The sequence below is a fragment of the Chitinophaga sp. LS1 genome, assembly GCF_034274695.1.
Lineage (GTDB): Bacteria > Bacteroidota > Bacteroidia > Chitinophagales > Chitinophagaceae > Chitinophaga.
The window spans coordinates 3,401,575-3,425,769 of the sequence record NZ_CP128362.1 but is presented as its reverse complement, the minus strand read 5'-3'; the positions used below and the strand labels follow the sequence as shown (position 1 = coordinate 3,425,769).

At 45.3% G+C, this 24,195-nt stretch carries 22 protein-coding genes; 2 read left to right on the top strand and 20 right to left on the bottom strand.

Annotation, left to right across the window (positions count from 1 at the left end; all coding sequences use genetic code 11):
* Window positions 1–9 precede the first annotated feature (9 nt).
* From QQL36_RS14275 to QQL36_RS14255, 5 genes are all read right to left on the bottom strand, one after another.
* Window positions 10–1,107 (bottom strand): chorismate mutase, encoded by a 1,098-nt coding sequence (locus QQL36_RS14275; protein ID WP_072359902.1) that lies wholly within the window; start codon window positions 1,105–1,107, stop codon window positions 10–12.
* 110 nt (window positions 1,108–1,217) lie between these two features.
* The gene (locus tag QQL36_RS14270) at window positions 1,218–2,060 is read right to left on the bottom strand and encodes a prephenate dehydrogenase (protein ID WP_321570081.1); all 843 of its coding nucleotides are present in this window, start codon (window positions 2,058–2,060) and stop codon (window positions 1,218–1,220) included.
* Between the two features lie 12 nt (window positions 2,061–2,072).
* Complete coding sequence (locus QQL36_RS14265) at window positions 2,073–3,233, bottom strand: pyridoxal phosphate-dependent aminotransferase (protein ID WP_321570080.1); 1,161 nt, start codon at window positions 3,231–3,233, stop codon at window positions 2,073–2,075.
* A 22-nt stretch (window positions 3,234–3,255) separates the two neighbouring features.
* Window positions 3,256–4,077: a prephenate dehydratase gene (locus QQL36_RS14260; RefSeq protein WP_321570079.1), complete on the bottom strand. Its 822-nt coding sequence runs from the start codon at window positions 4,075–4,077 to the stop codon at window positions 3,256–3,258.
* Between the two features lie 555 nt (window positions 4,078–4,632).
* Complete coding sequence (locus QQL36_RS14255) at window positions 4,633–4,860, bottom strand: hypothetical protein (protein ID WP_083721422.1); 228 nt, start codon at window positions 4,858–4,860, stop codon at window positions 4,633–4,635.
* Window positions 4,861–5,112: 252 nt separating this feature from the next.
* On the opposite strand from QQL36_RS14255, the gene QQL36_RS14250 reads away from it, so the two are divergent.
* Window positions 5,113–5,682: an RNA polymerase sigma factor gene (locus QQL36_RS14250; RefSeq protein ID WP_083721421.1), complete on the top strand. Its 570-nt coding sequence runs from the start codon at window positions 5,113–5,115 to the stop codon at window positions 5,680–5,682.
* A 35-nt stretch (window positions 5,683–5,717) separates the two neighbouring features.
* Window positions 5,718–6,797: a serine protease gene (locus QQL36_RS14245; RefSeq protein ID WP_321570078.1), complete on the top strand. Its 1,080-nt coding sequence runs from the start codon at window positions 5,718–5,720 to the stop codon at window positions 6,795–6,797.
* Window positions 6,798–6,924: 127 nt separating this feature from the next.
* Here QQL36_RS14245 and QQL36_RS14240 read toward each other — a convergent pair whose 3' ends face one another.
* The 15 genes from QQL36_RS14240 to QQL36_RS14170 all read right to left on the bottom strand — a co-directional run bounded on the left by QQL36_RS14240 (window position 6,925) and on the right by QQL36_RS14170 (window position 24,084).
* Window positions 6,925–7,635 carry a carboxypeptidase-like regulatory domain-containing protein gene (locus QQL36_RS14240; protein ID WP_083721419.1) on the bottom strand — a complete coding sequence of 237 codons (711 nt, stop codon included), beginning with the start codon at window positions 7,633–7,635 and terminating at the stop codon, window positions 6,925–6,927.
* Between the two features lie 105 nt (window positions 7,636–7,740).
* Window positions 7,741–7,890, bottom strand: coding sequence for a lmo0937 family membrane protein (locus QQL36_RS14235; RefSeq protein WP_143708720.1), 150 nt, complete (start codon window positions 7,888–7,890; stop codon window positions 7,741–7,743).
* Window position 7,891: 1 nt separating this feature from the next.
* Window positions 7,892–8,077: a CsbD family protein gene (locus QQL36_RS14230; protein ID WP_083721418.1), complete on the bottom strand. Its 186-nt coding sequence runs from the start codon at window positions 8,075–8,077 to the stop codon at window positions 7,892–7,894.
* A gap of 68 nt (window positions 8,078–8,145) precedes the next feature.
* Entirely contained in the window at window positions 8,146–9,096 is a 951-nt protein-coding gene (locus tag QQL36_RS14225; RefSeq protein ID WP_179090995.1) for an aldose 1-epimerase, read from the bottom strand.
* 80 nt (window positions 9,097–9,176) lie between these two features.
* The gene (gene xylA / locus QQL36_RS14220) at window positions 9,177–10,505 is read right to left on the bottom strand and encodes a xylose isomerase (RefSeq protein WP_083721416.1); all 1,329 of its coding nucleotides are present in this window, start codon (window positions 10,503–10,505) and stop codon (window positions 9,177–9,179) included.
* A gap of 47 nt (window positions 10,506–10,552) precedes the next feature.
* Window positions 10,553–12,019, bottom strand: coding sequence for a xylulokinase (locus QQL36_RS14215; protein WP_321570077.1), 1,467 nt, complete (start codon window positions 12,017–12,019; stop codon window positions 10,553–10,555).
* A gap of 72 nt (window positions 12,020–12,091) precedes the next feature.
* Entirely contained in the window at window positions 12,092–13,789 is a 1,698-nt protein-coding gene (locus tag QQL36_RS14210; protein ID WP_083721414.1) for a sodium/sugar symporter, read from the bottom strand.
* Between the two features lie 103 nt (window positions 13,790–13,892).
* Window positions 13,893–15,002, bottom strand: a complete 1,110-nt coding sequence (locus QQL36_RS14205) for an FAD-dependent oxidoreductase (protein ID WP_321570076.1) — start codon at window positions 15,000–15,002, stop codon at window positions 13,893–13,895.
* Between the two features lie 10 nt (window positions 15,003–15,012).
* Window positions 15,013–15,969 (bottom strand): NADP-dependent oxidoreductase, encoded by a 957-nt coding sequence (locus QQL36_RS14200; RefSeq protein ID WP_321570075.1) that lies wholly within the window; start codon window positions 15,967–15,969, stop codon window positions 15,013–15,015.
* A 101-nt stretch (window positions 15,970–16,070) separates the two neighbouring features.
* Entirely contained in the window at window positions 16,071–17,327 is a 1,257-nt protein-coding gene (gene ilvA, locus QQL36_RS14195; RefSeq protein ID WP_321570074.1) for a threonine ammonia-lyase IlvA, read from the bottom strand.
* A 62-nt stretch (window positions 17,328–17,389) separates the two neighbouring features.
* Window positions 17,390–17,980 carry an acetolactate synthase small subunit gene (ilvN, locus tag QQL36_RS14190; RefSeq protein ID WP_321570073.1) on the bottom strand — a complete coding sequence of 197 codons (591 nt, stop codon included), beginning with the start codon at window positions 17,978–17,980 and terminating at the stop codon, window positions 17,390–17,392.
* A 28-nt stretch (window positions 17,981–18,008) separates the two neighbouring features.
* Window positions 18,009–19,766, bottom strand: coding sequence for a biosynthetic-type acetolactate synthase large subunit (gene ilvB, locus QQL36_RS14185; RefSeq protein WP_306460908.1), 1,758 nt, complete (start codon window positions 19,764–19,766; stop codon window positions 18,009–18,011).
* Entirely contained in the window at window positions 19,732–21,411 is a 1,680-nt protein-coding gene (ilvD, locus tag QQL36_RS14180) for a dihydroxy-acid dehydratase (protein WP_321570072.1), read from the bottom strand. Before ilvD ends, ilvB begins: the two co-directional genes overlap by 35 nt.
* A gap of 448 nt (window positions 21,412–21,859) precedes the next feature.
* Window positions 21,860–22,765: a branched-chain amino acid transaminase gene (locus QQL36_RS14175; RefSeq protein ID WP_083721408.1), complete on the bottom strand. Its 906-nt coding sequence runs from the start codon at window positions 22,763–22,765 to the stop codon at window positions 21,860–21,862.
* Window positions 22,766–23,181: 416 nt separating this feature from the next.
* A complete protein-coding gene (locus QQL36_RS14170) occupies window positions 23,182–24,084 on the bottom strand; it encodes a nucleotidyltransferase family protein (RefSeq protein ID WP_083721407.1) in 903 nt (300 codons plus the stop codon).
* Between the last annotated feature and the right edge of the window lie 111 nt (window positions 24,085–24,195).

Below are 24,195 nucleotides of genomic sequence, written 5' to 3'. Positions count from 1 at the left end.
GGACGCCACTTATTTGCCTTCGTTCATTACTCTGTTCTGCCTGTTGATTGATTCCAGGTGAACTGCATCGAAGTATTTCAGGATGAAATCCTTTGTCAGACCCAGTTTGTCACCCTTAGCGATACCACGCTCCAGGATTTCATTCCAGCGGTTTGTCTGCAGGATGGTCACGTTGTTCTCTTTCTTGTAGAGACCAATCTTCTCAGCAATCTTCATACGATTGCCCAGCAGCAGCAGAATTTCATCATCGATCTGGTTGATCTGACCACGCAGTTTATCCAGTGCAGAGTTGAATTCTTTTACATCGGTACGTTCATGGCGCCACTTGATACCATCCAAAATTTCTGCCAGTCTTTCAGGAGTTACCTGTTGTTTCGCATCGCTCCATGCTTTGTCCGGATCAATGTGTGATTCCAGCATCAGACCATCGTAATCCAGGTCGATTGCTTCCTGACCGATTTCCTGCAGTATGTCACGACGACCACCAATGTGGCTAGGATCGCACACGATAGGCAGTTCTGGCATACGACGCTTCATCTCGATTGGCAGGTGCCACATCGGTGCATTACGGTATTCAGTATTGCCATAGCTGGAGAAACCACGGTGGATCAGACCAATCTTGGTGATGCCGGAGTTACGCACACGCTCTACTGCACCTACCCACAGTTCCAGGTCCGGGTTGATTGGGTTCTTGATCAATACAGTTGTATCCACACCTTTCAGCGCATCAGCTACTTCCTGTACAGAGAATGGGTTTACTGTGGTACGTGCACCAATCCACAGGATATCTACATCATGTGCCAGGGCTTCTTCCACCTGCTGACGGGTAGCTACTTCCACAGCTACTGGTAAACCGGTCAGGGCTTTTGCTTTCTGTAACCATGGCAGGCCCTGTACACCGATACCTTCGAAGGAACCTGGGCGGGTACGTGGTTTCCAGATACCAGCACGCAGTACATCTACTTTACCTGTCTTAGCCAGGCGCTGTGCGGTTTCAAGTACCTGCTCTTCAGTTTCAGCACTGCAAGGGCCGGAGATGATCAACGGCTTCTTATCTGAGCCCGGATCAGAGAATTTAGTGTTGGAGAGGATGTCTGCTAATACCATCGTTGTAGTTTTTTAGTCCACAGACTATAGTCGATAGTCCATAGTGTTTGATTTGATTATTTGGTTTGTTGCTATGAGCCATCGACTATAGCCCACGAACGATTGATTACTTATTTTAAGATCTTTCTGATCTTATTTGATTTCTGGATCAGTTTATAAAAAGCATCATAATCTTCATTTTCCAGCAGGTTCTTCATCTGTTGCAGCTGGTGGATATGTTCATCCAGTACATCCAGCACATTATGACGGTTATGCTTAAAGATCGGTACCCACATATCAGGAGAGCTCTTAGCCAGACGTACGGTAGATTCAAAACCACCACTTGCCAGTTCAAAGATGCGTCCGTGCTCTTTTTCCTTTTGCAGTACGGTCAGTGCCAGTGCAAAGGAGGTGATATGAGAGATGTGCGATACGTAGGCTGTATGCAGGTCATGCTCTTCTGCATTCATATATACGAGGCGCATCTGCAGCTTGTCTACCATATCCTCAACAATTTCCACGGCGTCTTCATCACTGTTTTTCACATCGCACAGCACCATGGTCTTGTTGGTGAAGAGGTTCGGTATAGCAGCTTCGGGGCCGGAATACTCCGTGCCGGCCATCGGGTGAGCAGCTACAAAGCGCCCTCTGTGGGGATGACCGGCAACGAGTGCTAATATTTTTTCTTTTGTAGAACCCACATCCATGATCACCTGTTGTGGTCCCACATTATCCAGAATAGAAGGTAATACTTTCAGCAAACCGTCTACAGGTATCGCAAGTATGACCACTGTTGAACGCTGCATGGCTGCTTCCAGGGTAGCACCTTCATCGATGATGCCAAGCTCCTGCGCCTTTTTAAGATTATCTTCGTTGTGGTCCACACCGATGATGTGGGTGGCGCCCCCCTTTGTTCTCAGGCTGATGGCCAGAGATCCACCGATTAAACCAGTACCAACTATCGTTACGATCATAACTTTGTCTGTTTATTTAATTGCCCTGATCCTTTGCAACACTTCGTCAAATACTTTCTCATCTTTACACAGGCTCACTCTTATATATCCATTACCGTTACTGCCGAAGATACCACCCGGTGTGATAAATACCTGCGCTTTCTGCAGAATTTCGTCCGTCACTGTAAATCCGTCTTTCGCAGTAGCTGGTATCTTAGCCCATACGAACATACCTACCTGGTCACGATCAAAAGTACAGTTCAGCAATTCCAGCAGTTCAAATACTTTCTGACGGCGGCCGGTATAGATCTCATTTAGTGCTGCATACCATTCAGGCCCCAGTTCCAGTGCTTTTACAGCAGCCATTTGCAATGGCTGGAACATACCGGAATCCATATTACTTTTGAAACGCAGTACCTCGTTGATCCACTCCTGTTTACCCACCAGCATACCCACGCGCCATCCGGCCATGTTAGATGATTTGCTGAGGGAGTTCAGTTCCAGTACCACATCCTTCGCACCTGGTGTTTGCAACAAGCTTTGTGGCTGTGCATTCAGGATAAAGCTGTAAGGGTTGTCGTGGCAGATGAGGATATTATGATCGTTGGCAAATTTGATCAGCTTTTCTGCAAAGGTAGTGTTGAAACGGGCACCGGTTGGCATATGCGGATAGTTTACCCACATCAGTTTCACCCTGCTCAGATCAGTTTTCGCCAGTGCATCGAGATCAGGCAACCATCCGTTTTTTTCTTCCAGGTCATAGTCTCTTACGGTAGCACCACTCAGGTTCACAGCAGAACGGTAGGTAGGGTAACCCGGGTTGGGTACCAGGGCCTCATCACCTTCCTGCAGGTAGGTCATGCAAATGTGCATAATACCTTCTTTGGAACCGATCAGTGGCAGTACTTCTTTCTCAGGGTCAAGGGTCACACTGTAGTAGCGCTGATACCAGCTGGCCATTGCCTGGCGCAAAGCAGGGATTCCTTTGTACCCTTGATAGGCATGCGTATCGGGGCGATGAGCATTTTCAGTCAATGCCTCGATCACAGAAGGATGCGGGGGCAGATCAGGACTACCAATACCAAGATTGATCACTTTGGCACCAGCCCTGTTCATTTCATCTATTTCTCTCAGTTTTTTGGAGAAGTAGTATTCTTCTGTTTGTTGCAGCCGTTTTGCTACCTGTAAGTTCATATCGTATGATTGAAAAATAGGATTATAATGTTTTGCCTTTTTTATAGATACCGAGCACTTTCAGATGTTCAGTCAGCGGTGTGATTTTGCTGATGCCTTTCTGGAAAGTAACCAGATCTTCGAATTCGAAATCGGCGTGGAAATAATAGTTCCACTCTTTGGTTGGCATTGGGAAAGACTGCAGTTTGCTCAGGTTAATACCTGTACTTGCTACCTGTGTCAGCACCTTTGCCAGACTACCAGATTCGTGAGATGTCTGGAAATATACAGATGCTTTGTTGGAATCTGCCGCAGGTTCTACACCATTTGGAGAAATAACCAGAAAGCGGGTATAGTTGTTTTTGATGGTATGGATGTTGGGTGCAATGATTTCCAGACCATAAATTTCAGCTGCCAGTTTGCCCGCGATGGCAGCTGTTGTTTTCAGTTTCTTGGTAGCCACATGTTTTGCACTCAGGGCGGTATCTTCAGTTTCCACCAGTTTCATTTGCGGATATTTATCCAGGAAGTCAGTACACTGCAACAGCGCCATATGATGACTGTGTACTTCTCTGATATCTTCCAATGGCGTACCGGGCAGCGCCATCAAATGTTGTTTGATATGCAGGTATACTTCTCCGATTACATGCAGGTTCGAGTTTTTCAGCAGGGTGTAGTTTGGAAGTATACTTCCGGCAATCGAGTTTTCGATGGCCATCACACCTGCATCGGCTACCTGCGTTTTTACTTTTTTAATCAATTCCGCGAATGAAGCACAACATTCGATCGTTATATCCTTTCCATAGTATCCTTGTGCCGCTATTTGGTGAAAACACCCTTCGAATCCCTGAATTGCGATGTGCATCTTTAATTTGATTTGTTTGTATTTGATAGTTGCTACAACAACTACCGGATAAAATGAAAAAGGGCCCCGGTTGAGCCGGGACCCTTTAAAGTGCAGTTATATGTTTAGTGCATTTTTTACAAGAGAGTCCCGGCCTTTACGACGTAAAAGAAAAAGTAAAAAAAGTAAAAGAAGTAAAGACTGAAACGGCGTAACATATATCGAGTTATTTGAAAAAAAAGAAGGCCTCCCTTATCGGGAGGCCTTTTTGTTAGTTTCTTTTTATGTTTAAGTACTACAAACGACCTCCCTAATTCTGGTACCAGAAAAAGTAGAAACCATAAAAGTAACCAAAGGTTGTTTGCTGTATCATAATTTGCTTGAATTGCACGACAAAAATACATCAGGATTTGAATTGTCCAAGCACTTTTATGAAAAATTATATTCTATTTAATAAAAGGCCGGAAATTCAATGATTTATTCAAAAATGATGGCTCCACTACCCCTATAGGTAAAAAAAACCGCCCTGCGGTTGCAGAGCGGCATATAAAAAGCTTTATTGCTTGCGGAGTAAGATTAGTGCTTAACTGAATCTTTAGCAGCAGTAGCGATAGAATCAACTGCAACCTTGCCTGAATCAGCCTTAGCAGTGATAGAATCGTTAGCAGCGTTTGCTACTGAATCGATAGCCTGTGTAGCTGCAGCTGTAGAATCAGTAGCAGTTTCGCTTGCGCCACCGCCACATGCAGTTACAAATACACCCAGTGCTAATGCTAAGAAACCAATTTTCAGTGCGTTCTTCATTTTTTTATTTTTTAGGTTTTTTGAAATATTGTTTCTTCTTTATACCAGGATGAAAGAAAGGTAACCCAGCTTTTCAGAAATATTTTTCAAAAAATCTATTTTTTAAATAAAACCAGCCATAGGCAAGGTTTTTAATTATATAAATTATAAGTTTATATGAAAAAAGATGGCAGTCTGCATCTATCACCTGGCTGAAAACTTATTTTTTTTCCCCTACTTTGGGTTACCAAAGCGATATAATAGTATTAATAAGTGAAGCATAATCTGAACATAGAAAGGGATCGGGAATTATTACTGGGACTTACCCGGAATGACGATAAAGCGCTGTCTACCATCTACGTGGAAAATTTTCCGGCCGTATTAAGAATGGTTTTACAGCATAAAGGTTCTGAGGATGATGCAAAAGATCTTTTCCAGGAGGCTATGATCGTACTATATGAGAAAGCACAGACAAGTGAATTTGATCTCTATAGTAAGCTCAAGACCTATTTATACGCCATCTGCCGCCACCTCTGGCTCAAAAAACTCCAGTCGGGCAGCTGGCAGCTCTCCCTGCCGGAGGAACTGGAAGCAGTAATACCGGCAGACAACCATATGGAAGACCATGATAAAAAGGACGAACAGTTCCGCATCATGGAGCAATCTTTGGGTAACATGGGAGAACCCTGCAAGACTATCCTGGAAGATTATTATATCAGGAAACTCTCCATGGCAGATATAGCAGAGAAATTCGGGTACACAAACGCGGAAAATGCAAAGAATCAGAAGTATAAGTGCCTGATGCGATTAAAGAAACTCTTTTTTGATAAATATAAATTATAGGGCCCCTACAGGACCCGCAAAGTGGTTTACAGGCGATGAATGATACAAATCTAATACGTGATATTGAACGCTATCTGGAAGGCGATATGAATATGCAGGAAAAAGCTGCATTCGAAACGCTGTGTCAGTCCAACCCGGTAGTAAATGAGCAGTTGAAAGCCCATCAGCACATTACGGCACAGCTGGAAAGTTACGGCCGCAGGTTGGCGCTGCAGGAGAAAATGGATCATATCCATGCCTCCCTCGATATGGACATACTGCGTGATGCAGCCACTCCTGCTCAGACCAGGGTCATCCCTTTCCGCAGAAGGTTGCTCACTAACGTTGCGGCCGCTGCCTGTATCGCCCTCGTTACCTCGCTGAGCACGATCGCCCTTATCCAGAAAGCAAACAGACAAAAAACTACCGCACAATATGAGGATGTAAGACGGGTGCTGAACAATATCCAGCGCTCTCAGAACGCCCTCATCAACGATATTAATAATAAGAAGCGGGTACCGGCTAACCCCGGCACTTACGGAGGCACTGGTTTTGCCATTACCGACAATGGATATGTGGTCACTAACTACCATGTGGTAGCAGGGGCTGATTCTATCTATATCCAGAATACCAAAGGAGAAGCTTACAAAGCTACCAGCGTATTCGAAGACATCTCCAGCGATCTGGCGATCTTAAAGATCACTGATAGCTCCTTCAGAAGCCAGCCTATTCCTTATTCCGTAAAATTCCAGAAAGCCCTGCGTGGCGAGAAAGTCTTTACACTGGGCTATCCACGTGACGAGATTGTTTATGGAGAAGGTTATATCAGTGCACAAACTGGTTTCAATGGAGACTCTGCCGCTTACCAGGTATCTATACCTGTAAACCCAGGCAACAGTGGTGCACCACTCATGGATGCAAAAGGTGATGTAGTAGGTATTGTAACCGGCAAACAAACAACTGCTGACGGGATTGCTTTTGCAGTGAAATCAGCACAGCTGAAGCGCCTGCTGGAAGAAATGCCGAAAGAGAAGATGGGTAAATGGAATCACAAGAATCGCCTTGAGAATCTGACCCGCGTAGAACAGATCAAAAAGCTGGAAGACTTCGTATATATGGTGAAAGTCTACAACTGATAAAATATTTTTTCTATTGGCCTCTGCAACCAAAACTGCCACTCTGAATTCAGGGTGGCAGTTCTTATTTAATGCGTTTTTTTAAGCAAAAAACCTATTCAAATTTTTTGTTGATTTTTCTTTTTCACTACTTCTTCCACGCTTTATACTTATCCGTAATCCAATACATCAGATCCTCTGTCGGCATCATTCTCAGCGTATCGTAATCCGGATAATTCTCCATCATAAACAGTCTCAGACTATCTCCTTTTAATGTGGTCACCCTGCTCACAAATAATGGAGTATACCTTGAATCGATGTATTTGTCTTTTTCAGCCTTGGCATAAATCTTCTTGAACTCACGCTTCTGTTTCTCCCTTCTTGAATACCGGGTGAATGGACTAAACACGATCCCTGCGCCTACCGGTGTACTACCACCTGCCAATGGCTTGTTAGGATTATCTAGTATATACCCGAACTGATCCCGCCTGTTGATGGAGTCCAGCTGATAAGGTGTGAACTTCGTGGTCACCTCTACCCCATGCAATTGCCGGCTCTCTACTACCAGGTGAATCTCCCTCGTCACGATCCCATCGTCGGCACTGACTAACAGGCTATCAGGATTGTACCCAAGAAAAGTAAATACCACCATGTCTCCCTTCCTCGCTGAAATCTTATAAAAACCGCCCTTATCAGAATAGGACCTTCGCCCGGTTGTCTTGTTTGTAATACTTGCGTATGGCAGTACTAATCCATTCTCCTTGTCTATAATCGTACCGGTGAGGGTAACCTGTGCCTGGCTCTTTTCTGCCAGTAGACTGCAAAGTACCAGCAGGAGCAATAAGGGCAATTGTTTCATATATCGGTTCTGTTTATTCCACCAAGTTCCTTAAAAAAACTAAAAATCCCCCCGTAGCCAGGAGGATTTTACATGATTATTTTGTCACAGTAAGCGAAAGATCACTCAACTGCCACCTCTTATCACCTGTAAAAGAATGGCTATAATCGCTATTACCAACAGAATGTGGATTAACCCACCTGCGGAATATACAAAGAAGCCTAACAACCAACCGATAATAAGTATTACTGCAATGATATATAACAGACTTCCCATTTTACACAGATTTTAGCATTTTAATAACTTCGTCCCTGCTCTTGCCCAGCTTTTGCTGAATTTTACCAATCAACCGATCTTCCTGTCCTTCTTCATACAGCAAATCATCGTCCGTCAGATCTGCGTATTGCTGTTTAATCTTGCCCTTAATCTCATTCCAGGCACCTTTAATTTGCAAAGTATCCATAACATTAACTTTTTAGGGTGAAACAATGCTTTACAAAATTCAAAGACTATGCCAGAGGAGACAAGTTACTAATATGCTATAGCTGTGATGGCTGTGCTGAATACCCGTTCTTCGCCGGGTTCCAGCGTCACCAGCCCCATGCCGTTATTAAAGGCATTCGGGGCACCGGTGAGGTGCTCAATCGCAATACTGTTGCGGTGATTAGGGATATAGATCTGTAGGATTGGATAACATGGTTCCGGGTAAAAATGGATCAATACCCGTTTCCGCGGATCCCGCAATGTAGCCAGGGCACTATGCCTGCTGAAATCCAACACAAAACTGTTGTCCAGCGGTATGCCTGCCAAACTTTGGGCTTCAAGGAACCTGTCGTAAGGCAACACATTGCCGGTTGGTATCAGTTGCGCATTAAATTCTACTATTTGTTCCGAAGCAAACTGCAATTCCAGCTCATCGACCGGGGTACCTGTACTAAAATAAGGATGCCAACCATCCATAACAGGAATAGGCCTGTCTGCATTGTTCAGGATAAAAGTTGAAATACGTAGCTGCTGACCGGGTTCCAGGTGATACTTCACCTCACAGTCATAGGGGAACGGATATCCTGCATCATTCCCAGTATAAGTATGGCGCAATGTCAGCACCGCACCTTTTTCATCAGCTTTCTGGCTCACTACCTCAAACGGAACATCGAAGAGCAGACCATGAATGGCATTGCCGGAACTGAGTGTTTTCACAATAGTGTAATCCTGTTCTTCCCAGCGATAGGTGCCGGAAGGAATGCGACAAGCGAAAGGACTTAGCTTGGCACTCTTATAGTATTCCGGCAGGTTCAACTTGTAGTCGTCCAGACTTTCATAACTATCGATGATGTTCAGGAAATTTTCTCCATATGGTATTTTAAAGGCATGCAGCAATGCGCTGTGTGCCGGAATGATCTCTGCCCGTGTACCAGTGTCGCCGTCGATAAGAGCGATAATATCAAAGCCCGACTGATGATATGATTGAATGGAAAACATAGTGTAGAATTGTATACAATACCAAGTTACACAAAAAAGGCCGCTACAATGTAGCAGCCCTTCTATATAATCAGTTAAATTTAGATATACTGATTGATGATATTTTCTAACCATTCCTGTCTGCCACTGATCATCTTTGGCTCGCCATTCGCAATTGCAATGCTGCGCAGATCTTCCAGTGTCAGTTTACCATCTTCAAATTCCTTTCCTTTACCGGTATCAAATGATGCATAACGGTCTTTACGGAATTGTTTGTAAGCAGACTGTTCCAGGATCTTTTCAGCTACAATCGCTGCACGTGCAAATGAATCGATGCCACCAATGTGTGCATGGAAAATGTCTTCCAGATCTGTAGAGTTACGACGTGCTTTCGCATCGAAGTTCACACCACCACCTGCAAATCCACCCGCTGGTAATATCACCAGCATCGCTTCGATCAGGTCATTCAGGTTCATTGGGAACTGGTCAGTATCCCAACCATTTTGTGTATCACCACGGTTCGCATCAATGCTACCCAGGAAACCACCATCAACTGCTACCTGCAGTTCATGCTGGAAGGTATGGCCTGCCAGTGTAGCATGATTTACTTCAATGTTCAGTTTAAAATCCTTGTCCAGACCATAGTGACGGAGGAAACCGATCACCGTAGCTGAATCGTAATCGTACTGGTGTTTGGTAGGCTCACAAGGTTTAGGTTCGATGAAGAACGTACCTTTGAAACCTTGTTTGCGTGCATAGTCACGCGCCATGCCAAGGAATTTTGCCAGGTGGTCCTGCTCACGCTTCATATCAGTGTTCAGCAGGGTCATATAGCCTTCACGCCCCCCCCAGAATACATAGTTTTCACCATCCAGTGCGATGGTCGCATCCAGGGAGTTCTTTACCTGGGTACCTGCATACGCAACTACAGAAAAGTCAGGGTTGGTGCTGGCACCGTTCATATAGCGGGGGTTGCTGAATACATTCGCAGTACCCCATAGCAGTTTTACGCCGCTGGCTTTTTGTTTTTCTTTTGCATACGCTACGATTGCCTGCATGCGGCTTTCGTATTCAGCAATGTTTGCACCTTCGTCTACCAGGTCTACATCGTGGAAGCAGTAGTAAGGAAGACCTAGTTTGGTGATGAATTCAAACGCTGCATCCATTTTGTCTTTTGCACTCTGCACAGCATCTGGCGCTGTAAGCCATGGGAATTGTTTGGTGCCCGGACCGAATGGGTCGCCACCAGTTCCGCAGAAGGTATGCCAGTAAGACACCGCAAACCGGAAGAGTTCCTTCATGGTTTTACCACCGATCTTTCTGTTCTCATCATACCATTTGTAAGCAAATGGGTTGTTTGACTGAGGACCTTCATAGGCGATTTTCCCAATGCCTTTGAAGTATTCCTTGTTTCCAATTGTAATGCTCATTGTAAGTGTTTTTTTTGATCCTAACGTGTTATGTGTGTGTGTGTGTGTTAAAATTTCAATCCCTGCAGCCACTCTTCATAAATACCCTTATATGGATTATTCGCCTCCGGCTCTATTGTAGCCAGACACTCCATCCCCTTAAATGCATCCTCCACTGCATACAATCCAGCGCCCACACCCGCTGCTCTTGCAGCGCCCTGCGCACCATCTGTATTGTACAACTCAATCACCACATCAGCCGTATTTGCAAATATCTCTCTGAATAATGGACTCAGGAACATATTCGCATGACCGGCTCTCACCCGTGAAATATTCAATCCCATATCCTGCATAATATCCATCCCGTATTTCAGTGCAAATACAATCCCTTCCTGTGTGGCACGTAGCATATGTTCCCTGCCATGAATATTGAAGTTGAGTCCTTTGAACTCCGCACCAATCTCCTTGTTAGCAAGAATACGTTCTGCACCATTGCCAAACGGATAAATCTTCAATCCACGTGAACCTACAGGTGCTACTGCGGCAAGTGCATTCATCTCTTCGTAAGATGGTTTGCCTACCAGTTGTCGCATCCAGCTATTCAGAATACCCGTACCATTCAAACACATAAGTACGCCATTACGATGTGCAGTGGCTGTATCATTCACATGTATGAAAGTATTTACCCTGCTCTGTGCATCAAATGCAATATGATCATGTACTGCATATACCACACCCGAAGTACCTGCTGTAGTCGCAGCTTCACCAGGTTGTAATACATTCAGGGAAAAAGCATTATTCGGTTGGTCACCCGCACGGTAAGTGACCGGTGTACCTGGCGCCAATCCCAGCAACGATGCTGCCTGCGCAGTCACCTTGCCTTGTAATCCAAAAGTAGGAACCACATCTGACAACAGCTTCTCACTGATACCATAATGTTTCAGCAACACCGGCGATACCTGGTGCTGGCTAAAATCCCAGAAGATCCCTTCAGACAAACCAGAAATAGTCGTAGCTGCATCACCCGTGAGGCGCATAGCAATGAAATCGCCAGGGAGCATCACTTTGTCAATGCGCTCATAAATGGCAGGTTCATACTCCTGTACCCAACGTAATTTAGAAGCTGTAAAATTTCCGGGAGAGTTTAAGAGATATTGCAGACACCAGTTAGGGCCCAGTTTTTCAAAAGCTGTATTCCCTATTTCAACTGCCCTGCTGTCGCACCAGATTATTGCAGGACGCAAAACCTGCTGATCCTTATCCACACATACCAGCCCATGCATCTGATAGGCAATGCCTATACCAGCTACTGCCGATCCATCAAAAGGGTGAATTTGTTGTAACTTTTTCGTTGCATTTTGAACTTCCTGCCACCACATCTCAGGATCCTGTTCTGCCCATCCCGCCACCGGCGCATGCATGGGCATTTCCTGGGCAGGGCTGATAGCCGTAGCCACACATTTTCCTGTATCAGTATCCAGCAGGGCCGCCTTTACTGAAGACGATCCTATATCATAACCAATCGTATACCTCATAACGCTTGCAGGTTTATAAAAAAAGAAAGCTGGCTAAACAGGATGTTGTTAGCCAGCTTTGTCAAATATCTCTTACCAGAAAATGGTATATAATGCTACCAGGATACCACAGATCAAAATCGCTGTGATGGCAAATGGCATAGAAGTCCTGAACATAGAAGCATCCACTTCCAGACCTTTAGACTCATCTACCATTTCTGCACCCGCCACTTTCACCTTAGCAGGAGCTACCAGTGAAATCAGGATCATACCAATCACACACACCACGAATACAATACCCATACGATCCAGGAACGGAATTTCATAGATACCGTTTGCTGCCGGTACGGAGAAACCGATGCTATTCAAAGCAGAAAGATCCGCCCAACCTGGCAGGAACTTCAGGATGATAGACAGTGTAAAACCACCGATCATTGCAAACAGCGCTGCACCTGAAGTCGTACGTTTCCAGAAGAATCCCAGCAGGAACATCGCAAAGATACCCGGTGATACGAAACCAGTGTATTCCTGTATAAACTGGAAACCACCTTTCTTATCAATACCCAGGAATGGAGAAATGATAATCGCCAGGATCATCGCAACAACTACCACGATTTTACCTGTTCGTACCACATGCTTTTCATCCGCATTTTTCGCAAAGTGTTCTTTATAGATATCCAGTGTGAAGATGGTAGAAATACTGTTTGCTTTACCAGCCAGGGAAGCAACTACCGCAGCTGTCAGCGCAGCAAAAGCCAGTCCCTTCATACCAATTGGCAACAGGTTCATTAACACCGGATAAGCATTGTCAGGATTGAGTTCACCACCCTTCACCATTTCTGCCTGGAATAGACCGCGGCTATGCAATACATAAGCAGCGATACCAGGAATTACCACGATCAGTGGCATCAGGAGTTTCAGGAAACCTGCGAAGAGCAGACCAGAACGCGCTGTTTTCAGATCAGCACCCAATGCACGCTGTGTAATATATTGGTTACAACCCCAATAGTTTAAGTTTACAATCCACATACCACCTACCAGGATAGATAATCCAGGCAGATCCAGGTAGTGAGGATCTTTTTTGTCCAGGATCATATGGAAGTGATCACCAGCATGTTCTGTCATCAGGTGGAAACCTTTGAGCACACCAGTTGTGCCGAAATGCTCAGATACCAGGTTCAGGGCCAGGTAAGTTGTAGCCAGACCACCCAGGATCAGGAAGAATACCTGGATCACGTCTGTATAACCAATTACTTTCATACCACCCAGCGTGATAAACACGGCAAAGACGGCCAGCAATATCATACAAACATTAAAGTCAATCCCTGAAATAGTATTGATTGCCAGTGCTCCCAGGTACAGGATGGAGGTCAGGTTCACCACTACATACAGTAGCAACCAGAATACCGCCATAATGGTACTCACTGTCTGGTTATACCTGCGCAGCAGGAACTGCGGCATGGTATAAATCTTGTTTTTCAGGTAAATAGGGAGGAAAAATACCGCTACGATAATCAGGGTAGCAGCAGCCATCCATTCGTAAGTGGAAATCGCCAGACCTATATTAAAACCGGAACCGGCCATACCAATAAACTGCTCCGCAGAGATGTTGGAAGCGATCAGGGAAGCACCAATGGCCCACCATGTAAGGGATCCTTCTGCCAGGAAAAAGTCTTTGGAGTCAGTAGTTTTTCGTTTCTTTTTCTGGTAGATATATATACCGTAACCGGCAACTATCGCGAAATACACCAAAAAGACAACATAATCGAGGAATTGTAAACTCTTTTGCATAAAATCAACGTGGTATAAAATAATTGTTGGTCAATATAGTAACATTTTTATTAAACGTAAAATTTACATTTAAAAATTATTTCAGTGGCGGACTTGATCGTGATCATTCTTTTATAAGGATATCGGCTAATTGTGCCCCGATAGCGGTTCCAATTGCAACGCCCATGCCGCCCATTCTTACGCCCAGCGCGATTCGGGGTGAATGACGGCGGATAACCGGCTGCCGGTTCTGGCCAAAAGCCATGATGCCAGCCCAACGGTCAGCAATATTAAACGAAAAACCCGGCAAAATAATATAGCGTAAACGGTTTTCCAGTTCTGTGTGAATTTGGGTATTCAATTCAAAAACAGTGGTAGCCTCCCCGGCAAAGTCCATATTACGACCTCCCCCGAATAGTACACGGCCTTCCAGCTCCCTGAAGTAATAATACCCCTCGTCCATATGGTAGATACCTTTAAAAGGTAATCCTGGTATAGGATCGGTTATTAATACCTGCCCCCTGCCGGGCACTACATCCAGGTCAGGGATCAGCTCACGGGTAAATGCATTTGTACAGATTCCTACCCGACCCGCCATAAAGGAATACTCACCCACTGACACATATACACCACCATCAGACTCCGAAATACCTGAAATCGTGCACCCCGTCTTAATCTCTACCCCATAAAAAAGCGCCAGGTCTATCAACCGGCGCATCATCTTCCCCGTATGTAACTCCCCCTCAAAATTATTCCTGATCAAAGCCTTTACATACGACTTATTAAATCCGAAATCACTGGAAACCAACGTAAACGCATCTCCCCCCAACAAAGGCCGCAACAAGTCATTCATGCCATCAATTTCCGACAGTGCAGGTAACTCCTTCTCTCCTATCAGCTCATAACTCCCATTCTCCCTGTAATCCATATGCTGATCACCCACACGATGCCGCAAGGCATGCAACCCCTGCCAACGCAACTCCAACAATGCCAATACTTCAGCAGCAGGCAATTGTCGCAAATCTGCCAGCAACTCTGTCAAACTCCCTATACAGGCAAACCCCGCATTCTTTGTACTCGCCCCTGTAGGCAACACTCCCTTTTCCAATACAAGCACACGAGCCTGCGGCTGCGCTTCGCGCAGACTGATAGCCGTGGACAAACCCACGATACCACTGCCGGCAATAATGTAATCGTATTGAAGAAGGGATTGTTTTTCCCAGTAGCTGAGCATAATATATCTTTTAGATCACCAGCACGACTTTGCCGGTTACATGACCCGTTTCCACAGCTTCATGTGCTTTCCCCACATCTTCCAGTGGAAAAGTCTGATCAACTTTTACTTTCAGATCACCCACAGCCAGCAGATCGGCCAGTTGCTCCATTCTTTCACCAGATGGGGTTACCATCATCCATTTCACCATCACTCCTTTGGAAGCAGCTTTCTCCAGGATCACCGGATCATCTTTATACATCGAAGGCAGGCATACCAATACGCCCCCGGGGTTCAATACATCTATAGAACGAAGTGAGTTTTCACCACCTATACCATCCAGCACCACATCCATATCCTTTGCTATAACAGTAAAATCCTGTGTGTTATAATCCAGCGGCAGATCCACTCCCAGTTCATTCAGCAGACCATGATTCTGCTGCGAAGCTGTACCTACTACATAAGCACCTTTCCATTTAGCCAGTTGTACTGCAATATGGCCAACGCCACCCGCTGCTGCATGGATCAATACTTTTTGCCCCCCGGCCAGCTGGCCATGGTCAAACAATGCCTCCCAGGCTGTGAGTGCCGCCAACGGGGTAGCTGCTGCTACCTCATTACTCACCGAAGCGGGTATCAGGGCAAATTCATCTTCCTGCACAATCGCGTATTCTGCATACGCATTCCCCGCATGTGGAAAATTGCTCATTCCAAACACACGTTCATTTCTGTCAAAACGGCTTACACCATCACCCAGGCTCACCACCTCACCGGCTATATCCCAGCCAAGTACAGCAGGGAGTACCAGTTCTTTGGCAGCTATGCCTTTCCCATTACGGGTTTTATAATCAACAGGATTAATACCTGCGGCGCGTACTTTTATAAGTAACTGACCTGCCGCTGGCAGGGGTACGGGTATTCTTTCGATAGTCAGGTTACTGGCAGGGCCAAATTCCCGCAGCAGGGCTGCGCGCATGAGATTGCTCATCTTCCGGAATTATTTATCTAAATGTAATTAAAAGGGGCAAAATAAAACCTCCTGCGTAATACAGGAGGTTAATTTCTTGTTACCAGATATATTGCAACACCTTACACTAAGTAACCAAATAAGTCATCATCTTCATTCAGTGCAGTATAATGAATACCGTACTTCGAAAAATTGGCCACCAGGATATCATAATCCTCTTTCTTTTTTAGTTCCACACCTATCAGTGCAGGACCCATTTCTTTATTATGCTTTTGGATAAATTCAAATCTTGTGATATCATCATCAGGTCCCAGCACATGGTTCACAAACTCTTTCAGGGCTCCCGGGCGCTGTATAAAGCGGATGATAAAGTAATGTTTCAGCCCTTCATACAGTAAAGACCTCTCTTTGATCTCCTGCATGCGATCGATGTCATTGTTACCACCACTTACTATACATACTACTTTCTTGCCTTCGATCTCTTTGGCAAAATCGTCCAGTGCGGCGATAGACAGGGCGCCAGCCGGCTCCACTACGATCGCATCTTCATTGTACAATTTCAGGATGGTAGTACAAACCTTACCTTCTGCTACGGTGTGCATTTTATCCAGCACATCTTTACAGATTTCGAAATTCAGCGTACCTACTCTCTTCACGGCAGCACCGTCTACAAAGCGCTCAATTTCGCCCAGCGTTACAGGTTCCCCTTTTTCCAGTGCAGCAGTCATAGACGCAGCACCTTTTGGTTCTACCCCGATCACTTTGGTATGCGGACTGTATGTTTTAAAATAAGTACCGGTACCGGCAGCGAGTCCGCCACCACCGATAGGCACAAAGATATAATCAATATGAGACTGGTCTTCCAGTACCTCTACAGCTACTGTACCTTGTCCTTCTATGATCTTGGGGTCGTCAAAAGGAGCAACGAATGTCATACCGTGCGCTTTTGTGTACGCCTGCGCTTCGACAGAACAATCATCAAATGTATCTCCCACCAGTCTGATCTCAATATTATCTCCGCCAAACATGTTTACCTGGTTCACCTTCTGCTTCGGGGTAATGATCGGCATGAAGATGACGCCTTTAATATCCAGCTGACGACAGGCATATGCAACACCCTGCGCATGGTTACCCGCGCTGGCACATGTTACACCTTTGGACAGCTGATCTTTGTCCAGACTACTGATCTTGTTGTATGCACCACGCAGCTTATACGAGCGTACAATCTGCATGTCTTCTCTTTTCAGATAAATATCGGCATTGTACCTGCGTGACAATGTTGGACTATAGGTCAGCGGTGTTCTGTTCACCACTGGTTTCAACTTCACCGCTGCATCGAGAATATTGAGCGGATTAACACTTGTTAATACCTGGGACATGTGATTGAGATAAGAACTAGGGCTGACCATACGGTCAGCCCTAATGAATTTTATTATAGTTATTAGATACTCTCTGCCTGATGTGAACCTGGCTGTCCGTGTGTATAATCCACTTCGGCCAGATCATCTGTCTCTAGTTCGGACAGATTTTTCAAATGATCATGGAAACGACGACTCCATTTCACGATCGCCACGCGACCGCTCTTGGAATACTCTATCAGTCCATAAGGTGCCAGTTTCGCCTGTAGCGCTACCAGCTCCTCCTGGTGACCGGTCTTCTCCAATACAAAGTATTCGTCTGTAATGGTCAGTATCCTTGCCGCATTTTCACGGATCAGCTTTTCGATGCTGCCATTCTTCAATGCTTTGGTTGAGATCTTATACAGTGCCAGCTCCTGGTATACCACTTCATCCTCTTCATGTACAAATGCACGGTGAATTTCCACCAGTCGCTCGATCTGACCAACTACTTTATCCAGTAGCGATCTTTCTGACAGTACAGTGATGATGAACTTGTAAACACCCTCAATCTCCGTTGGTGCGGTTGTGAGGCTGGTGATATTGATTCGACGGCGCGTAAAGATAACAGTGATACGGTTCGTGATACCGATCCTGTCTTCTGTATATACCGTGATTGTATATTCTTTTTGCATAAAAATTCTTCGTTGTTAAAAAGGTTTACTACTCGAGCCTGATATGAGCAATTGGAGCACCAGCTGGTACCATCGGGAATACGTTGTCTTCCTTCTCTACGACTACCTCCAGCAGGTAAGCACCATCGTGGGAGATCATTTCATCAACGGCCGCCACAATATCAGCACGGTCAGTTACCTTCTTGCCCGGAATGTAAAACCCTTTCGCAATCTGTACGAAGTCAGGGTTAGTCATTTCGGTGGAAGAATAACGCTTGTCATGGAACAGCTGCTGCCACTGACGCACCATACCCAGGAAGTTGTTGTTCAGGATCACGATCTTCACACCAATCTGTGACTGGTAAATCGTGCCTAACTCCTGTAAGGTCATCTGGAAACAACCATCCCCAATCACAGCTACTACTTCTTTTTCCTGAGCACCCATCTTAGCACCCATAGCAGCTGGCAGTGAGAAACCCATGGTACCCATACCGCCACTGGTGATATTGGTATTTGGATCCTTGAAGCGGTAGTAACGGCTGGCAATCATCTGGTGCTGACCTACGTCTGTAACCAGTACTGCTTTACCTCCTGTACGTTCAGAGATGATACGTACTACTTCCGCCATTTTCAGGGCACCTTCTGTAGGGTACAGTTCACCACGGTTTACCTTCTCCTGTTCCTGCTTGTCTGCCTCTTTGAAGCCAGCAATCCACTCATCGTGTTTTGCTTCTTTCACCAATGGCAACAAGGCTTTCAGCGCAGTTTTAGCATCGGCATGTACACCTACTGTTGCAGTGATGATCTTGTTGATCTCAGCAGCATCAATTTCGATGTGGATAACCTTTGCCTGTTTTACATATCTGGTAACATCCCCTGTTACGCGGTCATCAAAGCGCATACCTACAGCAATGACTACATCACACTCGTCGGTTTTGATGTTCGGTGCATAGTTACCATGCATACCCAGGAAACCCACATAGTTAGGATGATCTACCGGAACGGCAGAGAGACCTAACAAGGTGGAAGCGATCGGAATACCTGCTTTTTCAGACAGGGCGATCAGTTCCTTTTCAGCGCCAGCGAGCAGTACCCCATGTCCACACAGGATGTAAGGTCGCTCAGCTTCGTTTATCAGGGCAGCAGCAGATTTCACCGCTTCGATGTTCAGCTTTGGAACAGGGTGATAACTACGGATATATTCACACTTGCTATATTCAAAATCGAACTTGGCAACCTGTGCATTCTTGGTAATATCTACCAGTACAGGACCCGGACGACCACTGGCAGCAATGTAAAATGCTTTGGCGATAGCTCCCGGGATATCTTCAGCACGGGTTACCTGGATATTCCATTTAGTAATAGGAATGGTAATCCCGATCACATCAGTTTCCTGGAAGGCATCGGTACCCAGCAGGTGAGCAGCCACCTGACCTGTGATACATACCATTGGAGTAGAATCCATATAAGCATCTGCCAGACCAGTTACCAGGTTGGTAGCACCGGGGCCGGAAGTAGCAAATACCACACCCACCTTACCAGAGGTACGGGCATACCCCTGCGCAGCATGGGTAGCACCCTGTTCGTGGCGTACTAATATATGATGGACCTCATCCTGAAAATCGTATAGGGCATCATAAATGGGCATAATGGCCCCACCTGGATAGCCGAAAATGGTTTTCACATCTTCTGCAATCAGCGAGCGGATTACGGCTTCGGAACCGGTAATATGTAGTTTTTCCTCAGTAGCCGCTGCTGGCTGATTAGCCGGCTCAGGCTTCATCGGTAACACATCCTTCTGTTGCATTTGAAACAAGTTTTGCGTATTTATATAATACCCCACTAGTTACCTTCAGGGCAGGTTTTACCCATTTGGCGCGGCGTGCAGCGATTTCTTCATCGCTTACTTCCAGCTTAATGGTGTTGTGTTTTGCGTCAATTTCGATCATATCGTTGTCCTCAACCAATCCGATCAGGCCACCTTCTACCGCTTCAGGGGTAATATGACCTACCACGAAACCGTGGGTACCGCCGGAAAAACGGCCATCGGTGATCAGTGCTACGCTCTTACCAAGACCTACACCCATAATGGCGGAGGTAGGTTTCAGCATTTCAGGCATACCTGGTGCTCCTTTCGGACCTACGTTGCGGATCACCACTACGTCGCCGCTCTTTACACGGCCACTGGTGATACCTGCTATCAGTTCATATTCACCATCGAATACCCTTGCGGTACCACGGAAGAACTCACCTTCTTTACCAGTAATCTTAGCTACGGAACCCAGTTCTGCCAGGTTACCATACAGGATCTGGATGTGACCGGATTCTTTCAGTGGTTTTTCTACCGGAACGATGATGCTCTGGCTTTCGAAATCCAGGTCTGGTACGCTTTCCAGGTTTTCAGCAATGGTCTTGCCAGTTACAGTCAGACAATCGCCATTGAGCAGACCAGCTTTCAGCAGGTATTTCATTACCAATGGAACGCCGCCAATTTTGTGCAGGTCTTCCATCAGGTATTTACCGCTTGGTTTCAGATCGGCGATCAGTGGAGTGCTGTCGCTGATACGCTGGAAGTCGTTGATGTTAAACTTCACACCAACTGCTTTTGCAATAGCGATCATATGCAGCACGGCATTGGTACTACCACCCATGGCCATAATCACTACAGCAGCGTTTTCAAAAGCCTTGAAGGTCATAATGTCCTTTGGCTTGATATCTCTTTCGAGCAGCAGACGAATATACTGGCCTGCTACTCTACATTCTTCGCGTTTTGCTTCGCTCTGAGCAGGAGTAGAAGAACTGTAAGGAAGGCTCATACCCATTGCTTCGATAGCGGAGCTCATAGTATTAGCTGTATACATACCACCACACGCACCGGCACCAGGGCAGGAGTTCATGATGATACCTTTATAATCCTCGTCGTTCATATTACCCGCCATTTTCTGGCCAAGTGCTTCAAAAGCGGAAATGATGTTCAAATCCTGTCCTTTATAATGACCAGGAGAGGTAGAACCACCATATACCATGATAGCAGGACGGTTTAAACGACCCATTGCTATCAGGGAGCCTGGCATGTTTTTGTCACAACCAGGAACAGTGATGAGGCCATCATAATATTGGCCACCTACTACAGTTTCGATGGAATCAGCAATCAGATCACGGCTGACCAGCGAGTAACGCATACCTGGTGTACCATTGGTCATACCATCGCTGACGCCTATGGTATGAAAGGTAAGGCCGACCAAATCATTAGCCCAGACCCCTTTTTTGACCTCCTGTGCCAGTTCATTCAGGTGCATATTACAGGTGTTGCCATCATATCCCATGCTGGCAATGCCCACCTGTGCTTTCTTCAGGTCCTCATCTGTTAAACCTATACCATACAACTGTGCCTGGGTCGCAGGCTGTGTAGGGTCCTGAGTGAGCGTTTTGCTGTACTTGTTCAATTCCATCTTTCAGTAAATGTTTGTCTGGGTTCCGGTGTTGTTCATTCAGCCGGTTCCCAAATGTTGAATATCATGTTAAGCAGGATACAAAGAAGCGGCTATATGCGCCAAGTTCCAAACCGACATTTAGGGGTCCAACCGGATTTCAAGCGTGTCCATTTTCGTCTCAAACCCGCTATGGTATTGAATAAATTGGACTCAAAAATCCAAAATCCAACTATTAAAAAAATCTTCTAATACGTACGCTGATCCTTTAAAATGGGAGTGGTCTGACGGCTGTCCGCCATCGGACCACTCACCTATTGAATATCAAAGCGAAGCAGTGTTCATTGGGTATACCAGGCAATAATGCACCCGGTATGTTCTTATTTCTAAATTATATACAAAATACAACCTCTATTCCAGAAAAGATCCTGAAAATGATTCAGTTATATATTCTGAACACCTTAATCCCTTACGCCACTTTCACTGAAGAACGATCAAATTCCTTCTCCAGCACCTTAGCTTTATAAGCCTGCTGCAGCAGCTTACCCAGAGATGAAGCCCATGGCTTACCAAAACTCTGACCATCCAGTGATTCGATGCCGATTAGTTCAGCAGCAGTACCACAGAAGAATGCAGCGTCAGCCTGCTTCAGTTCGTCGGTAGTGAACAGTCTTTGTTCTAACGGAATGTTCAGCTCCTGACACAGTTCAATCACTGTAGCACGGGTGATACCAGGTAGAATAGCACCTGGAGGTGGGGTTACGAGCTTACCATCTTTTTCGAAGAAGATATTAGCACCAGGGCCTTCAGCTACATAGCCTTCCAGATCCAGCAACAGTGCCTCGTCAAAGCCTTTTGACTTAGCTTCCTGAGAAGCCAGGATCGAGTTGATGTACAAACCTGCCGATTTGGATTCAATCTTGAATGCCTTTGGATTTGGACGCTGATATGAAGATGTCATTACTTTCAGCAGCTTTTCACCCAGGTAAGCACCCCATTCCCATGCACAGATCATCACGTTCATTTCTGATGCAGCTTTCAGGGTCATGTTTGGTGGGCAATAAGCCAGCGGACGAATGTATGCTTCCTGCATATTGTTCAGTTCCAGCACCTTGTAACAAGCGGTGATTAACTCTTCGTTGGTGTAGTTGTAAGGCATATGAATTAACTCACAGCTGCGACGGAAACGATCGAAGTGCTCTTCTGCCTTGAAGATCTTCACTTCTCCACTAGCAGTCTTATAAGCTCTGATACCTTCGAATACGGCGTATCCATAATGTAATGACTGACCAAACAGGTCGATTTTGGCTTCGGTGGCTTTCTTATACTCCCCGTCCACGTAAATGATGGTGTTCTCGTTGTAATAGCTATACATATAATTCAGATATTAGAAATCTAGTGAAATAACAGGCATAAAAAAAGCCTCCCTCTGGTGGAGGAAGGCTGTATATTGATTTGGTTGTACACAGTTACCTATCCTCCATACTGGTGGCTAATAATGACAACGACGATCACAACGAGCGTAATAGCCCAGTTGAGCTGAGCTACGATGTGATTAATCTTGTTATTGTCTTTATTTACCCACATGGGAGGAATGCTTTGATGTTTAACTGTACAAAAGTATTGGTGATTGAAGTAAAAAACAATACAATCAAAAAATTTAGTGATTTCGCAAACAAATCTTCCCTTTTTGAAAATATTGAAATTTAACCCCTTTTCTTTGTACGTTTTTAATAGAATCAGTAGAATTATTGTATAACGACTGACATCAATTAACACCAGATGGTAGTTTTATTTCCACAGGTTAGTTGGATATTCTCCTGACTCAACCAGTGCTGACAAACTAGCCTGTACGCCTGGTGCATCTTCCTTGTATGTAACACCGAACCACTGTGCACCTGTAGGTAATACATTAACCACACCCAGTTTGTTCTGAATGAAGTTGTCCACTACAATCGGAATAAAGAATTCAGACTTCGGCTTATCACCATCTTTCTCCAGGAATTCCTTGAACAGCTTCTGGCTATTCTCAAATACATTCTGGTGGAAACCCCAGAAATTCATGGATACCGGTGTTTCAGGTGCCAGTTCGTGCTTGCTGCCATCAGCATTTTCGTATACGATCTTATCGCCATCCTTATATACCTTGGTACGCTCGTTGATCTCAGCCAGGTTGCCATTGCTATCAGCGGCACATACCCCACGGGATACGGAACCATGCTCAGAAATGGTCTTGTTCAGCTGGTAACCCACTACGCTATATACATCAGGTTTGCAGGAGTTTTCGAGAAATTTCGCCATTTTCTCAAACGAATCACGACCATAAAAGTCATCTGCGTTGATCACTGCAAATGGTTCGTTGATCGCGTTTTTAGCACACAATACAGCATGCGCAGTACCCCACGGCTTAGTACGATCCGCTGGTACCGGATATCCATCCAGGAAAGCATCCATCTCCTGATATACGTAATCAGTCTGTACGCGACCCTTCAGTTTAGGTTCAAAAATCTCTCTGAATTCCGCTTCAAAATCCTTCCTGATAATAAACACAATCTTACCAAAACCTGCTCTGATCGCGTCATAGATTGAGTAGTCGATAATAGTCTCACCGCTAGGGCCAAACTGCTGTATTTGTTTCAAACTACCATAACGGCTCGCCATACCGGCTGCCAGAATCAATAAAGTGGGTTGCATCTTTACTAGATTGTTTTAATTAATTTTTTATTGTAATTGGCGAAAATCCAGGGACTAAATTTACTGATTAAAACTATTTTCACGCTTTCTTTTTCAATAACATAGGTGTTT

What these genes read in the sequence shown, in the direction of transcription:
- QQL36_RS14275 (WP_072359902.1), bottom strand. Translation starts at nt 1,107, where the DNA reads ATGGTATTAGCAGACATCCTCTCCAACACTAAATTCTCTGATCCGGGC.
- QQL36_RS14270 (WP_321570081.1), bottom strand. Translation starts at nt 2,060, where the DNA reads ATGATCGTAACGATAGTTGGTACTGGTTTAATCGGTGGATCTCTGGCC.
- QQL36_RS14265 (WP_321570080.1), bottom strand. Translation starts at nt 3,233, where the DNA reads ATGAACTTACAGGTAGCAAAACGGCTGCAACAAACAGAAGAATACTAC.
- QQL36_RS14260 (WP_321570079.1), bottom strand. Translation starts at nt 4,077, where the DNA reads ATGCACATCGCAATTCAGGGATTCGAAGGGTGTTTTCACCAAATAGCG.
- QQL36_RS14255 (WP_083721422.1), bottom strand. Translation starts at nt 4,860, where the DNA reads ATGAAGAACGCACTGAAAATTGGTTTCTTAGCATTAGCACTGGGTGTA.
- QQL36_RS14245 (WP_321570078.1), top strand. Translation starts at nt 5,718, where the DNA reads ATGAATGATACAAATCTAATACGTGATATTGAACGCTATCTGGAAGGC.
- QQL36_RS14240 (WP_083721419.1), bottom strand. Translation starts at nt 7,635, where the DNA reads ATGAAACAATTGCCCTTATTGCTCCTGCTGGTACTTTGCAGTCTACTG.
- QQL36_RS14235 (WP_143708720.1), bottom strand. Translation starts at nt 7,890, where the DNA reads ATGGGAAGTCTGTTATATATCATTGCAGTAATACTTATTATCGGTTGG.
- QQL36_RS14230 (WP_083721418.1), bottom strand. Translation starts at nt 8,077, where the DNA reads ATGGATACTTTGCAAATTAAAGGTGCCTGGAATGAGATTAAGGGCAAG.
- QQL36_RS14225 (WP_179090995.1), bottom strand. Translation starts at nt 9,096, where the DNA reads ATGTTTTCCATTCAATCATATCATCAGTCGGGCTTTGATATTATCGCT.
- xylA (WP_083721416.1), bottom strand. Translation starts at nt 10,505, where the DNA reads ATGAGCATTACAATTGGAAACAAGGAATACTTCAAAGGCATTGGGAAA.
- QQL36_RS14215 (WP_321570077.1), bottom strand. Translation starts at nt 12,019, where the DNA reads ATGAGGTATACGATTGGTTATGATATAGGATCGTCTTCAGTAAAGGCG.
- QQL36_RS14210 (WP_083721414.1), bottom strand. Translation starts at nt 13,789, where the DNA reads ATGCAAAAGAGTTTACAATTCCTCGATTATGTTGTCTTTTTGGTGTAT.
- QQL36_RS14205 (WP_321570076.1), bottom strand. Translation starts at nt 15,002, where the DNA reads ATGCTCAGCTACTGGGAAAAACAATCCCTTCTTCAATACGATTACATT.
- QQL36_RS14200 (WP_321570075.1), bottom strand. Translation starts at nt 15,969, where the DNA reads ATGAGCAATCTCATGCGCGCAGCCCTGCTGCGGGAATTTGGCCCTGCC.
- ilvA (WP_321570074.1), bottom strand. Translation starts at nt 17,327, where the DNA reads ATGTCCCAGGTATTAACAAGTGTTAATCCGCTCAATATTCTCGATGCA.
- ilvN (WP_321570073.1), bottom strand. Translation starts at nt 17,980, where the DNA reads ATGCAAAAAGAATATACAATCACGGTATATACAGAAGACAGGATCGGT.
- ilvB (WP_306460908.1), bottom strand. Translation starts at nt 19,766, where the DNA reads ATGCAACAGAAGGATGTGTTACCGATGAAGCCTGAGCCGGCTAATCAG.
- ilvD (WP_321570072.1), bottom strand. Translation starts at nt 21,411, where the DNA reads ATGGAATTGAACAAGTACAGCAAAACGCTCACTCAGGACCCTACACAG.
- QQL36_RS14175 (WP_083721408.1), bottom strand. Translation starts at nt 22,765, where the DNA reads ATGTATAGCTATTACAACGAGAACACCATCATTTACGTGGACGGGGAG.
- QQL36_RS14170 (WP_083721407.1), bottom strand. Translation starts at nt 24,084, where the DNA reads ATGCAACCCACTTTATTGATTCTGGCAGCCGGTATGGCGAGCCGTTAT.